Annotated in this window: 1 protein-coding gene; it reads left to right on the forward strand. The window is 66.1% G+C overall.

All coding sequences use genetic code 11. The features are described 5' to 3' along the window. Nucleotides 1–80 precede the first annotated feature (80 nt). Complete coding sequence (locus AC6I8W_RS25490) at nt 81–16,268, forward strand: Ig-like domain-containing protein (protein ID WP_497839380.1); 16,188 nt, start codon at nt 81–83, stop codon at nt 16,266–16,268. The last annotated feature ends 94 nt before the right edge of the window (nt 16,269–16,362 follow it).

The raw sequence follows: 16,362 nt of genomic DNA on the forward strand, positions 1-16,362 counted from the left end.
TTAATGAAGGCGATGATAAGCCATGCCTGATTCTTGAAGACTATTTTAAACAAGGGGGAGAGCATCCTCTTCTGCTTGGTATGTCTGAAGATGGGCAGATTTATCAATATATCCCCCTATCCGGCGAAAGCTATGATACTGGCTATTTGTTGACTGACAGCCAATTGTCTCCTGTGGCGTTAGGAGGCCAGCCATTGGGCGCAGGTGATGTCTTCTTTGCGAGCGAAGAATCTGACTCTCACTTCTACCCTATTCTGTTCGGCCTGCTTGGGCTGGCCGGAGCCGTAGGCGCTGGAGTTGCGATTGCCCATCATAACGACAATGACAGCCATCACTCAGAGAAGACCGTGCCTGTATCAACAGGGGTTGGAAGCGCACTGGACAATACAGGTACTGTTACTGGTTCACTCCAAAGTGGCGATACGACCGACGAGAAGCGTCCTGTCCTGGGGGGAACAGGCGAATCGGGTAACACCATAACCATTTACGACAATGGTAGCGCCATTGGTTCGGCAACCGTAGATAAGAATGGCAACTGGAGCTTTACGCCTGACGTGGATCTTGCAGATGGTAGTCACTCACTGACCACTACTGAATCGGATCCAGCTGGCAACATCAGTACAGAATCCGCGGAATTTGTTATTGCAGTCGACACCACCGCTCCGGCCACCCCGGTCGCCCCGGTCGTCACCGACAACGTGGGCGACGTGACCGGCCCGCTGGCCGACGGCGGCACCACCGACGACACCCAGCCGACGTTGTCCGGCCAGGGCGAGGCCGGTGACACCATCACCATCCTCGACAACGGCGAGGTGATTGGCACGGCCACCGTCGGCGACGACGGCAGCTGGTCGTGGACGCCGGACACCGCGCTGGACGAAGGTGACCACACCCTCTCCACCACCGCCACCGACGCGGCGGGCAACACCTCCGAGCCGTCAGCGGCCATCACCGTGACCGTCGACACCACCGCGCCGGCCACTCCGGCCGCCCCGGTCGTCACCGACAACGTGGGCGACGTGACCGGTCCGCTGGCCGACGGTGGCACCACCGATGACACCCAGCCGGCGCTGTCCGGCCAGGGCGAGGCCGGTGACACCATCACCATCCTCGACAACGGCGAGGTGATCGGCACGGCCACCGTCGGCGACGACGGCAGCTGGTCGTGGACGCCGGAGACGCCACTGGACGAAGGTGACCACACCCTCTCGACCACCGCCACCGACGCGGCGGGCAACACCTCCGAGCCGTCAGCGGCCATCACCGTGACCGTCGACACCACCGCGCCGGCCACCCCGGCGGCACCGGTCGTCACCGACAACGTGGGCGACGTGACCGGTCCGCTGGCCGACGGCGACACCACCGATGACACCCAGCCGGCGCTGTCCGGCCAGGGCGAGGCCGGTGACACCATCGCCATCCTCGACAACGGCGAGGTGATCGGCACGGCCACCGTCGGCGACGACGGCAGCTGGTCGTGGACGCCGGACACCGCGCTGGACGAAGGTGACCACACCCTCTCGACCACCGCCACCGACGCGGCGGGCAACACCTCCGAGCCGTCAGCGGCCATCACCGTGACCGTGGACACCACCGCGCCGGCCACCCCGGCCGCCCCGGTCGTCACCGACAACGTGGGCGACGTGACCGGTCCGCTGGCCGACGGCGACACCACCGACGACACCCAGCCGGCGCTGTCCGGCCAGGGCGAGGCCGGTGACACCATCGCCATCCTCGACAACGGCGAGATGATCGGCAGCACCACCGTCGGCGACGACGGCAGCTGGTCGTGGACCCCGGACACCGCGCTGGACGACGGTGACCACACCCTCTCGACCACCGCCACCGACGCGGCGGGCAACACCTCCGAGCCGTCAGCGGCCATCACCGTGACCGTGGACACCACCGCGCCGGCCACCCCGGCCGCCCCGGTCGTCACCGACAACGTGGGTGACGTGACCGGTCCGCTGGCCGACGGCGACACCACCGACGACACCCAGCCGGCGCTGTCCGGCCAGGGCGAGGCCGGTGACACCATCGCCATCCTCGACAACGGCGAGGTGATCGGCAGCACCACCGTCGGCGACGACGGCAGCTGGTCGTGGACGCCGGATATCGCGCTGGACGACGGTGACCACACCCTCTCGACCACCGCCACCGACGCGGCAGGCAACACCTCCGAGCCGTCAGCGGCCATCACCGTGACCGTGGACACCACCGCGCCGGCCACCCCGGCCGCCCCGGTCGTCACCGATAACGTGGGCGACATCACCGGTCCGCTGACCAACGGCGACACCACCGATGACACCCAGCCGGCGCTGTCCGGTCAGGGCGAGGCCGGTGACACCATCGCCATCCTCGACAACGGCGAGGTGATCGGCAGCACCACCGTCGGCGACGACGGCAGCTGGTCGTGGACGCCGGACACCGCGCTGGACGACGGTGACCACACCCTCTCGACCACCGCCACCGACGCGGCGGGCAACACCTCCGAGCCGTCAGCGGCCATCACCGTGACCGTGGACACTGCGGCCCCGGCCACCCCGGCGGCGCCGGTGGTGACCGACAACGTGGGCGACATCACCGGTCCGCTGGTCGACGGCGACACCACCGACGACACCCAGCCGGCGCTGTCCGGCCAGGGCGAGGCCGGTGACACCATCGCCATCCTCGACAACGGCGAGGTGATCGGCAGCACCACCGTCGGCGACGACGGCAGCTGGTCGTGGACGCCGGACACCGCGCTGGACGACGGTGACCACACCCTCTCAACCACCGCCACCGACGCGGCGGGCAACACCTCCGAGCCGTCAGCGGCCATCACCGTGACCGTGGACACTGCGGCCCCGGCCACCCCGGCGGCGCCGGTGGTGACTGACAACGTGGGCGACATCACCGGTCCGCTGGCCGACGGCGACACCACCGACGACACCCAGCCGGCGCTGTCCGGCCAGGGCGAGGCCGGTGACACCATCGCCATCCTCGACAACGGCGAGGTGATCGGCAGCACCACCGTCGGCGACGACGGCAGCTGGTCGTGGACGCCGGACACCGCGCTGGACGACGGTGACCACACCCTCTCGACCACCGCCACCGACGCGGCGGGTAACACCTCGGAACCGTCAGCGGCCATCACCGTGACCGTGGACACCACCGCGCCGGCCACCCCGGCGGCACCGGTGGTGACTGATAACGTGGGTGACATCACCGGTCAGCTGGCCGACGGCGACGTGACCGACGACGCCCAGCCGGCGCTGTCCGGTCAGGGCGAAGCCGGTGACACCATCGCCATTCTGGACAACGGCGAGGTGATCGGCAGCACCACCGTCGGCGACGACGGCAGCTGGTCGTGGACGCCGGAGACGCCGCTGGACGAAGGCGATCACACGCTCTCCACCACCGAAATCGATGCGGCAGGCAACGCCTCTGAACCGTCGGCGGCGGTCACCATTACGGTTGACACGACTCCGCCGGACGCCTCGAAACTTGCCATCAGCGGGTTCGCGGATGATGTGGGCGAAATCCAGGGCAACGTCGTCAGCGGCGGCAGCACCGATGACACCCAGCCGGTGATCTCCGGTACCGGCACCGCAGGCGACACGATCACCGTCTATACCACGCTGAACGGCACGCAGTCCGTGCTGGGCAGTGCGACCGTTGACGGGGACGGCAGCTGGAGCCTGGCGCTGGACGGCAGCAACGCGCTGGCGGCGGGCACCCACAGCCTGACGGCGGTGGAGACCGACGCGGCGGGCAACAGCACCAGCCCGACTCCGGCCTACGACGTCACCGTGGTGACCGGCGCCCCGGCGGCACCGAGCATTAACAGCGTGATCGACGACGTGGGCATCACGGAAGCCGTGCAGAAAGGTGCCGTCACCAACGACAGCACCCCTGCCCTCAACGGCTCTGCGGGGGCCGGCATGGTGGTCCGCGTGTACGACAACGGCAGCCTGCTGGGCAGCAGCACCGCCGATAACGACGGCAACTGGAGCTTCACCCCGGCCACTGCCCTGCAGGACGGTGACCACGTGTTTACCGCAGACGCGGTGAGCAGCGTCGGCCAGGTCAGCAGCGAAAGCGGCGCGTGGGATCTCACCGTGGATACCCAGGCCCCGGCCGCCGTCAGCGATCTGAGCCTGACCGACAACGTCGGCGACAGCCAGGGGACCCTCCTGAGCGGTGACACCACCGACGACAGCACCCCGACCTTCGGCGGTACCGCCGAGCCGGGCAGCGTGGTCAGCGTGTACGACGGCAGCGAGGTCATCGGCTCCGTTACGGCCGGCGAAGACGGCAGCTGGAGCTTCACGCCGGGCAGCGCGCTGTCCGACGGGGATCACAGCCTGGCCGTCAGCGTCACCGACGCGGCGGGCAACGAGTCGGCGCTGACGCCGGCGGTGAGCATCACCGTTGACACCAGCGCGGTAACCATCGCCATCACCAGCGTGGTGGACGATGCGGGCAGCGTCACCGGCAACGTGGCGCAGAACGGCGTGACCGACGATGCCCTGCCGGAGATCCGCGGCAGCGGCAAGGCGGGCAGCATCATCAGCGTGCTGGACAACGGCACCCTGCTGGGTACCGCCACCGTGGACCAGAGCGGCAGCTGGAGCTTCACACCGGCCAGTGCGCTGGCTGACGGCGCGCACACCATCACCGCGAACGCCACCGACGCGGCGGGCAACGTCAGTGAGGATGCGGTGACGGCCTTCACCGTCGATACCGCCGCCCCGGCCGCCCCGGCCATCGGCAGCGTCACCGACGATGTGGGCAGCGTGCAGGGCGAGCTGGCGAACGGCAGCACCACCGACGATCCGACGCCGACCCTGAGCGGCACGGCGGAAGCGGGCAGCATCATTACCGTCTATGACGGCGACAAGGCGATGGGCTCGGTGAAAGCCGACGGCAGCGGCAACTGGAGCTACACGCCGACCTCCACCCTGAGCGAAGGCGCGCACAGCTTCACCACCACCGCGACTGACGCGGCGGGCAACGTCAGCGGGCAGTCAGAAGCGTTTGATCTGACCACCGACTACAGCCAGCCGGCCACCCCGGCCGCCCCGGTCGTCACCGACAACGTGGGCGACATCACCGGTCCGCTGGCCGACGGCGACACCACCGATGACACCCAGCCGGCGCTGTCCGGTCAGGGCGAGGCCGGTGACACCATCGCCATCCTCGACAACGGCGAGGTGATCGGCAGCACCACCGTCGGCGACGACGGCAGCTGGTCGTGGACGCCGGACACCGCGCTGGATGACGGTGACCACGCGCTCTCGACCACCGCCACTGACGCGGCGGGTAACACCTCCGAGCCGTCAGCGGCCATCACCGTGACCGTGGACACCACCGCGCCGGCCACCCCGGCGGCACCGGTCGTCACCGATAACGTGGGTGACATCACCGGTCCGCTGGCCGACGGCGACACCACCGACGACACCCAGCCGGCGCTGTCCGGTCAGGGCGAGGCCGGTGACACCATCGCCATTCTGGACAACGGCGAGGTGATCGGCAGCACCACCGTCGGCGACGACGGCAGCTGGTCGTGGACGCCGGACACCGCGCTGGACGACGGTGACCACACCCTCTCGACCACCGCCACCGACGCGGCGGGTAACACCTCGGAACCGTCAGCGGCCATCACCGTGACCGTGGACACCACCGCGCCGGCCACCCCGGCAGCACCGGTGGTGACTGATAACGTGGGTGACATCACCGGTCAGCTGGCCGACGGCGACGTGACCGACGACACCCAGCCGGCGCTGTCCGGTCAGGGCGAGGCCGGTGACACCATCGCCATCCTCGACAACGGCGAGGTGATCGGCAGCACCACCGTCGGCGACGACGGCAGCTGGTCGTGGACGCCGGACACCGCGCTGGACGAAGGCGATCACACGCTCTCCACCACCGCCACCGACGCGGCAGGCAACACCTCCGAGCCGTCGGCGGCGGTCACCATCACGGTTGACATCACCCCGCCGGACGCCTCGAAACTTGCCATCAGCGGGTTCGCGGATGACGTGGGCGAAATCCAGGGCAACGTCGTCAGCGGCGGCAGCACCGATGACACCCAGCCGGTGATCTCCGGTACCGGCACCGCAGGCGACACGATCACCGTCTATACCACGCTGAACGGCACGCAGTCCGTGCTGGGCAGCGCGACCGTTGACGGGGACGGCAGCTGGAGCCTGGCGCTGGACGGCAGCAACGCGCTGGCGGCGGGCACCCACAGCCTGACGGCGGTGGAGACCGACGCGGCGGGCAACAGCACCAGCCCGACTCCGGCCTACGACGTCACCGTGGTGACCGGCGCCCCGGCGGCACCGAGCATTAACAGCGTGATCGACGACGTGGGCATCACGGAAGCCGTGCAGAAAGGTGCCGTCACCAACGACAGCACCCCTGCCCTCAACGGCTCTGCGGGGGCCGGCATGGTGGTCCGCGTGTACGACAACGGCAGCCTGCTGGGCAGCAGCACCGCCGATAACGACGGCAACTGGAGCTTCACCCCGGCCACTGCCCTGCAGGACGGTGACCACGTGTTTACCGCAGACGCGGTGAGCAGCGTCGGCCAGGTCAGCAGCGAAAGCGGCGCGTGGGATCTCACCGTGGATACCCAGGCCCCGGCCGCCGTCAGCGATCTGAGCCTGACCGACAACGTCGGCGACAGCCAGGGGACCCTCCTGAGCGGTGACACCACCGACGACAGCACCCCGACCTTCGGCGGTACCGCCGAGCCGGGCAGCGTGGTCAGCGTGTACGACGGCAGCGAGGTCATCGGCTCCGTTACGGCCGGCGAAGACGGCAGCTGGAGCTTCACGCCGGGCAGCGCGCTGTCCGACGGGGATCACAGCCTGGCCGTCAGCGTCACCGACGCGGCGGGCAACGAGTCGGCGCTGACGCCGGCGGTGAGCATCACCGTTGACACCAGCGCGGTAACCATCGCCATCACCAGCGTGGTGGACGATGCGGGCAGCGTCACCGGCAACGTGGCGCAGAACGGCGTGACCGACGATACCCTGCCGGAGATCCGCGGCAGCGGCAAGGCGGGCAGCATCATCAGCGTGCTGGACAACGGCACCCTGCTGGGTACCGCCACCGTGGACCAGAGCGGCAGCTGGAGCTTCACACCGGCCAGTGCGCTGGCTGACGGCGCGCACACCATCACCGCGAACGCCACCGACGCGGCGGGCAACGTCAGTGAGGATGCGGTGACGGCCTTCACCGTCGATACCGCCGCCCCGGCCGCCCCGGCCATCGGCAGCGTCACCGACGATGTGGGCAGCGTGCAGGGCGAGCTGGCGAACGGCAGCACCACCGACGATCCGACGCCGACCCTGAGCGGCACGGCGGAAGCGGGCAGCATCATTACCGTCTATGACGGCGACAAGGCGATGGGCTCGGTGAAAGCCGACGGCAGCGGCAACTGGAGCTACACGCCGACCTCCACCCTGAGCGAAGGCGCGCACAGCTTCACCACCACCGCGACTGACGCGGCGGGCAACGTCAGCGGGCAGTCAGAAGCGTTTGATCTGACCACCGACTACAGCCAGCCGGCCACCCCGGCCGCCCCGGTCGTCACCGACAACGTGGGCGACATCACCGGTCCGCTGGCCGACGGCGACACCACCGATGACACCCAGCCGGCGCTGTCCGGTCAGGGCGAGGCCGGTGACACCATCGCCATCCTCGACAACGGCGAGGTGATCGGCAGCACCACCGTCGGCGACGACGGCAGCTGGTCGTGGACGCCGGACACCGCGCTGGACGACGGTGACCACACCCTCTCCACCACCGCCACCGACGCGGCGGGTAACACCTCGGAACCGTCAGCGGCCATTACCGTGACCGTGGACACCACCGCGCCGGCCACCCCGGCGGCACCGGTCGTCACCGATAACGTGGGTGACATCACCGGTCAGCTGGCCGACGGCGACACCACCGACGACACCCAGCCGGCGCTGTCCGGCCAGGGCGAGGCCGGTGACACCATCGCCATCCTCGACAACGGTGAGGTGATCGGCAGCACCACCGTCGGCGACGACGGCAGCTGGTCGTGGACGCCGGACACCGCGCTGGACGAAGGCGATCACACGCTCTCCACCACTGCAACCGACGCGGCGGGCAACACCTCCGAGCCGTCAGCGACCATTACCGTGACCGTGGACACTGCGGCCCCGGCCACCCCGGCGGCGCCGGTGGTGACTGACAACGTGGGCGACATCACCGGTCCGCTGGCCGACGGCGACACCACCGACGACACCCAGCCGGCGCTGTCCGGTCAGGGCGAGGCCGGTGACACCATCGCCATTCTGGACAACGGCGAGGTGATCGGCAGCACCACCGTCGGCGACGACGGCAGCTGGTCGTGGACGCCGGACACCGCGCTGGACGACGGTGACCACACCCTCTCGACCACCGCCACCGACGCGGCGGGTAACACCTCCGAGCCGTCAGCAGCGGTCACCATCACGGTTGACACTGCGGCCCCGGCCACCCCGGCGGCGCCGGTCGTCACCGATAACGTGGGTGACATCACCGGTCCGCTGGCCGACGGCGACACCACCGACGACACCCAGCCGGCGCTGTCCGGCCAGGGCGAGGCCGGTGACACCATCGCCATCCTCGACAACGGCGAGGTGATCGGCAGCACCACCGTCGGCGACGACGGCAGCTGGTCGTGGACGCCGGACACCGCGCTGGACGAAGGTGACCACACCCTCTCCACCACCGCCACCGACGCGGCGGGCAACACCTCCGAGCCGTCAGCGGCCATTACCGTGACCGTCGACACTGCGGCCCCGGCCACCCCGGCGGCGCCGGTGGTGACTGACAACGTGGGCGACATCACCGGTCAGCTGGCCGACGGCGACACCACCGACGACACCCAGCCGGCGCTGTCCGGTCAGGGCGAGGCCGGTGACACCATCGCCATTCTGGACAACGGCGAGGTGATCGGCAGCACCACCGTCGGCGACGACGGCAGCTGGTCGTGGACGCCGGACACCGCGCTGGACGAAGGTGACCACACCCTCTCCACCACCGCCACCGACGCGGCGGGTAACACCTCGGAACCGTCAGCGGCCATCACCGTGACCGTGGACACCACCGCGCCGGCCACCCCGGCGGCACCGGTGGTGACTGACAACGTGGGTGACATCACCGGTCCGCTGGCCGACGGCGACACCACCGACGACACCCAGCCGGCGCTGTCCGGTCAGGGCGAGGCCGGTGACACCATCGCCATTCTGGACAACGGCGAGGTGATCGGCAGCACCACCGTCGGCGACGACGGCAGCTGGTCGTGGACGCCGGACACCGCGCTGGACGACGGTGACCACACCCTCTCGACCACCGCCACCGACGCGGCGGGTAACACCTCGGAACCGTCAGCGGCCATCACCGTGACCGTGGACACCACCGCGCCGGCCACCCCGGCAGCGCCGGTGGTGACCGATAACGTCGGCGACATCACCGGTCCGCTGGCCGACGGCGACACCACCGACGACACCCAGCCGGCGCTGTCCGGTCAGGGCGAGGCCGGTGACACCATCGCCATTCTGGACAACGGCGAGGTGATCGGCAGCACCACCGTCGGCGACGACGGCAGCTGGTCGTGGACGCCGGACACCGCGCTGGACGAAGGTGACCACACCCTCTCGACCACCGCCACCGACGCGGCGGGTAACACCTCGGAACCGTCAGCGGCCATTACCGTGACCGTGGATACCACCGCGCCGGCCACCCCGGCGGCACCGGTCGTCACCGATAACGTGGGTGACATCACCGGTCAGCTGGCCGACGGCGACACCACCGACGACACCCAGCCGGCGCTGTCCGGTCAGGGCGAGGCCGGTGACACCATCGCCATTCTGGACAACGGCGAGGTGATCGGCAGCACCACCGTCGGCGACGACGGCAGCTGGTCGTGGACGCCGGACACCGCGCTGGACGACGGTGACCACACCCTCTCCACCACTGCAACCGACGCGGCGGGCAACACCTCCGAGCCGTCAGCGACCATTACCGTGACCGTGGACACTGCGGCCCCGGCCACCCCGGCGGCGCCGGTGGTGACTGACAACGTGGGCGACATCACCGGTCAGCTGGCCGACGGCGACACCACCGACGACACCCAGCCGGCGCTGTCCGGTCAGGGCGAGGCCGGTGACACCATCGCCATTCTGGACAACGGCGAGGTGATCGGCAGCACCACCGTCGGCGACGACGGCAGCTGGTCGTGGACGCCGGACACCGCGCTGGACGACGGTGACCACACCCTCTCGACCACCGCCACCGACGCGGCGGGTAACACCTCCGAACCGTCAGCGGCCATTACCGTGACCGTGGACACCACCGCGCCGGCCACCCCGGCCGCCCCGGTCGTCACCGATAACGTGGGTGACATCACCGGTCAGCTGGCCGACGGCGACACCACCGACGACACCCAGCCGGCGCTGTCCGGTCAGGGCGAGGCCGGTGACACCATCGCCATCCTCGACAACGGTGAGGTGATCGGCAGCACCACCGTCGGCGACGACGGCAGCTGGTCGTGGACGCCGGACACCGCGCTGGACGAAGGCGATCACACGCTCTCCACCACTGCCACCGACGCGGCGGGCAACACCTCCGAGCCGTCAGCGGCCATTACCGTGACCGTGGACACTGCGGCCCCGGCCACCCCGGCGGCGCCGGTGGTGACTGACAACGTGGGCGACATCACCGGTCCGCTGGCCGACGGCGACACCACCGACGACACCCAGCCGGCGCTGTCCGGTCAGGGCGAGGCCGGTGACACCATCGCCATTCTGGACAACGGCGAGGTGATCGGCAGCACCACCGTCGGCGACGACGGCAGCTGGTCGTGGACGCCGGACACCGCGCTGGACGACGGTGACCACACCCTCTCGACCACCGCCACCGACGCGGCGGGTAACACCTCCGAGCCGTCAGCGGCCATTACCGTGACCGTGGACACCACCGCGCCGGCCACCCCGGCGGCGCCGGTGGTGACTGATAACGTGGGCGACGTGACCGGTCCGCTGGCCGACGGCGACACCACCGACGACACCCAGCCGGCGCTGTCCGGCCAGGGCGAGGCCGGTGACACCATCGCCATCCTCGACAACGGCGAGGTGATCGGCAGCACCACCGTCGGCGACGACGGCAGCTGGTCGTGGACGCCGGACACCGCGCTGGACGAAGGTGACCACACCCTCTCCACCACCGCCACCGACGCGGCGGGCAACACCTCCGAGCCGTCAGCGGCCATTACCGTGACCGTCGACACTGCGGCCCCGGCCACCCCGGCGGCGCCGGTGGTGACCGATAACGTGGGCGACATCACCGGTCAGCTGGCCGACGGCGACACCACCGACGACACCCAGCCGGCGCTGTCCGGTCAGGGCGAGGCCGGTGACACCATCGCCATCCTCGACAACGGCGAGGTGATCGGCAGCACCACCGTCGGCGACGACGGCAGCTGGTCGTGGACGCCGGACACCGCGCTGGACGAAGGTGACCACACCCTCTCCACCACCGCCACCGACGCGGCGGGTAACACCTCGGAACCGTCAGCGGCCATCACCGTGACCGTGGACACCACCGCGCCGGCCACCCCGGCGGCACCGGTGGTGACTGACAACGTGGGTGACATCACCGGTCAGCTGGCCGACGGCGACACCACCGACGACACCCAGCCGGCGCTGTCCGGCCAGGGCGAAGCCGGTGACACCATCGCCATTCTGGACAACGGCGAGGTGATCGGCAGCACCACCGTCGGCGACGACGGCAGCTGGTCGTGGACGCCGGACACCGCGCTGGACGACGGTGACCACACCCTCTCCACCACCGCCACGGATGCGGCAGGCAACACCTCCGAACCGTCAGCAGCGGTCACCATCACGGTTGACACTGCGGCCCCGGCCACCCCGGCGGCGCCGGTGGTGACCGATAACGTCGGCGACATCACCGGTCCGCTGGCCGACGGCGACACCACCGACGACACCCAGCCGGCGCTGTCCGGTCAGGGCGAGGCCGGTGACACCATCGCCATCTTCGACAACGGTGAGGTGATCGGCAGCACCACCGTCGGCGACGACGGCAGCTGGTCGTGGACGCCGGACATCGCGCTGGACGAAGGTGACCACACCCTCTCCACCACCGCCACCGACGCGGCGGGTAACACCTCGGAACCGTCAGCGGCCATCACCGTGACCGTGGACACCACCGCGCCGGCCACCCCGGCGGCACCGGTGGTGACTGATAACGTGGGTGACATCACCGGTCAGCTGGCCGACGGCGACGTGACCGACGACGCCCAGCCGGCGCTGTCCGGTCAGGGCGAAGCCGGTGACACCATCGCCATTCTGGACAACGGCGAGGTGATCGGCAGCACCACCGTCGGCGACGACGGCAGCTGGTCGTGGACGCCGGAGACGCCGCTGGACGAAGGCGATCACACGCTCTCCACCACCGAAATCGATGCGGCAGGCAACGCCTCTGAACCGTCGGCGGCGGTCACCATTACGGTTGACACGACTCCGCCGGACGCCTCGAAACTTGCCATCAGCGGGTTCGCGGATGACGTGGGCGAAATCCAGGGCAACGTCGTCAGCGGCGGCAGCACCGACGACACCCAGCCGGTGATCTCCGGTACCGGCACAGCAGGCGACACGATCACCGTCAGCGCCACGCTGAACGGCACGCAGTCCGTGTTGGGCAGCACCACCGTACAGACAGACGGCAACTGGAACCTGGCGCTGGACGACAGCAACGCACTTTCAGTAGGCGTGAACGATCTGACGGCGGTAGAGACCGATGCAGCGGGTAACAGTACCGACCCGACCCCGGCATACACGATCACTGTGGTGTCTGAGTCAATCGACGCACCAACGATTGATAAGGGATATGACGATGCGGGCATTAATACGGGGGATTTGGCCAGTGGCGACAGTACGGACGACGCTACGCCAACGCTAAGCGGTACAGCGGTTGCCGACAGCGTGGTGCACATCCTGGACAATGGCACGGAGATTGGCACTACCCAGGCGGACGCTACGGGTAATTGGACTTTCACCGCCAGTGGCCTTGAGGATGGAACCCATGCGTTTACGGCAACATCCAGTAGTGATGTAGGGCAGACAAGTGCTGAAAGCAATGTCTTTGACCTGACGCTGAAAACCACAGGACCAGACGTTGCGGGTATCACTACCACGGCGCTCATCACTACTGATACCAGCAATGGTCTGACAGAAGGTGATTTGTTCAGCCACAGTGCAGATGCTACCAACAGCGATCTGGTCACCCGTGACACCACGGTAACTGTCAGCGGTACTCTGAGCCAGGAGCTGAAGGACGACGAATATCTACAGATTTCGTTCGATAACGGTAGTACCTGGACCACACTGCTGTCTGAAAGCGGATCCACCTGGAGTTACGGGCTGGCGGAAGCCACAGTGAGTACGACCTATGACTTCCAGCTTCGTGTGATGGACAGTCTGGGAAATGTGGCGGATGACACCGGATTCCAGGACAGCTACAGCGTCGTGATCGATCTGGATTCGCCTGATGCGCTGACGATGGCACCGCAAGTCGATACGGCTGTTGGCTCTGAGGATGTCATGACATTCACCAGCGCCACTTACGGTACAGTCGAAGCAGGGGCAATCGTCTCGCTGGTCAGCGATGTGAATCAGAACGGAACTTACCAGGAAGGTTTGGATCAGGTGATAGGGTTCGCCACTGCCAACAGTGATGGAACCTGGACTCTGACTACCACTTTGCCAGCAGGTGCTCAGAATCTGGCCTTTGTGGTCTGGGATGCGGCAGGTAACCGTTCATCGATGTCGCTCTCCACCAGTACAGGTGTAACTGACGGTACAGGTGTAACGGTGCTCGAGCAATCATGGGGGGGAACGGCATCACCGGAAATCGGGCTAAACGCCGCAGCAGTAACCATTGATGGTTCAGGCGGCTGGTCGTTTGCTCAGAGCGTTGGTGGTACCAAGAATGATGACCTGGCCAACGCCGTGCGCGTTTACGATGCAGTAACCACTGAGGATTACACCTCTACCTATCTTGAGGAGGCGACCAATGACAATGGTGCTAACTGGAATCTCAGCGCAGGAGGCTACTGGCACTACGTCAACTCGATGACCTTTGCCGATATCAACCGCGATGGTTACACCGATTTGATGGCGCAAGTCAGTGACTATAACAACTACGGGCGCACTGGCTATTGGATACAGAATGCCGACGGCACCTGGACACCGCAAGTTGTGGACCAGGGTACCCTGAACCACCTTGGCGGCGTGATCGCTTACGATCGTGAGGGTGACGGTTATCTGGACTTTGTGCTCGCAGACTCTGAATCGGACTCCATTTCGTTTCTTAAAAACGTAGATGGTACGCTTTCTTATGAGAAGAATGATGGATTTGATAACGGCCATCCAGGAGGTGCTGTACCGGCTGATCTGAGCATCATGCACGAAGTAGGTGCGGTAGATATCGATAACAACGGTACTGTTGATATCACCGCCCACATTGATTACAACGGCGCCGGTAACTATGCGGGCAATGGTTCACGTGGGTTGGGGATTTTGTACAACACCACTAATGGTGATGGCACCACCACCTTTAGCTCCGTAGGTTACTACGCTGACGTTTTCAAAAACGATGGTGCGGATGATTATGGAAATTACTCCATATCAATGACCTATGCGGACTTCAACGGTGATGGCTGGTTGGATCTGTTCCTCGCCAGTGGTTCGAAGGCGGCGAACAACACGTCTGAAAGTCGTATTTATCTGAACGATGGTGAGGGTCATCTGCTGGCAACGGACGCCAATGCCCTGTGGTTTGGTGACGACTTACTGGGTGGTACTTCACTGGCTGTTGACTGGAACCACGACGGGATGATGGACATCATCGAAGTTCCGCGAACCGGCACTTCAGCAACACCGATGTTGTATCTGAATAATGGCACCAACGACTGGAGTGGTGGCGGAATCGCCCTGACTGATACAGCCTACAGTAACCTGACGGGGGCAGTAGCGCTGGATTATGACTGGGATGGCTCGATGGACTTGGTGCTTTATCGTTCTGGCACCAGGACTGACGTGGTGGCTAGCGACGATGCTGCACCGACACTGCTGGTGAAAAACACCAACATTGCCGCGGACGGTACCAGCCTGCAGATCCGTATCCTTGATGGTAATGGCATCAATACGTACTACAGCAACACCGTGAAGCTTTACAACTCCGCGGGTGAACTGGTGTCCACGCAGCTGATTAACCCGCAAAGTTCAGGTTCCAGCAACAGTATGGGACTGGTGAGCTTCTTCGGGTTGGATCCGAATGAAGTTTACTCGGTACAGCTGCTGCGTATCACTAATGGCGTAGCTGACCACGTCGGGGCTACTGACAGTATTGGCGGCTACGTCAACGGCACAGTAAACGAAACTTGGGGGGGACTGACCACCGGTAAAGCACACGATGCCTATGTTCTGACGGCTGAGAGTGATACGGCGGATAACAGTACCATCGGCTCCGATGGCATCACGGGTACCGGTTATAACGATACCTTCCACGGTTCATTGGGTGATGATACTTACACCGGCGGCGGCGGTTGGAATCTAACCGTTATTGGGGAACAGACGTGGGACGCAAACGCAGGTCTGGATACGCTGGACTACAGCAACTCCACCAGCGCGGTCACGGCAAACCTGAGTACGGGCACAGCCAGTGGTGCAGGCATCGGTAATGACACACTGATCAGTATCGAAGGTCTGATCGGCACCAGCCAGGCAGATACGTTCACTGACAGCGCGGCTAACAACCAGTTTGAAGGTCGCGGTGGCAATGACACGTTTATCCTGACCGGCGGCGGTAACGATGTACTCATGTACAAAGTGCTGACTGGCGCTGAGCAGGACGGTACTGGCGGTAACGGTCATGACACGGTTCAGGGATTCCATGTAGGCAATATCGCTACGGACGGAAACGCTGACGTTATCGACCTCAGCGCTATGCTCGACTACACAGGTAGCGTTTCCTTCTATAAGGATGACGGCGTACTGAAGCTGGATAACTCTTCAAAAGGCCTCATGGATTATCTGAAGGTAGAAGTGTCGGGCAACGATACGGTGATCAGTATTGATCGTGACGGAACAGGTGGCAGCCACAATTTTACTGCGGTTGTAACGCTGACGGATGTTCATACCGACCTCGTAACTCTGCTGCAGAACAATCAGATCATGGTGTGATGCAGTTGCTACGTTGACGAATGTCCACCGCCTCTGGTGAGGGACAGGTAAATAAAAGCGCAGCTCTTACGGGCTGCGCTATCGAAAAACTCTT

The organism is Pantoea sp. X-Soil-TKNS-1211 (assembly GCF_059730495.1).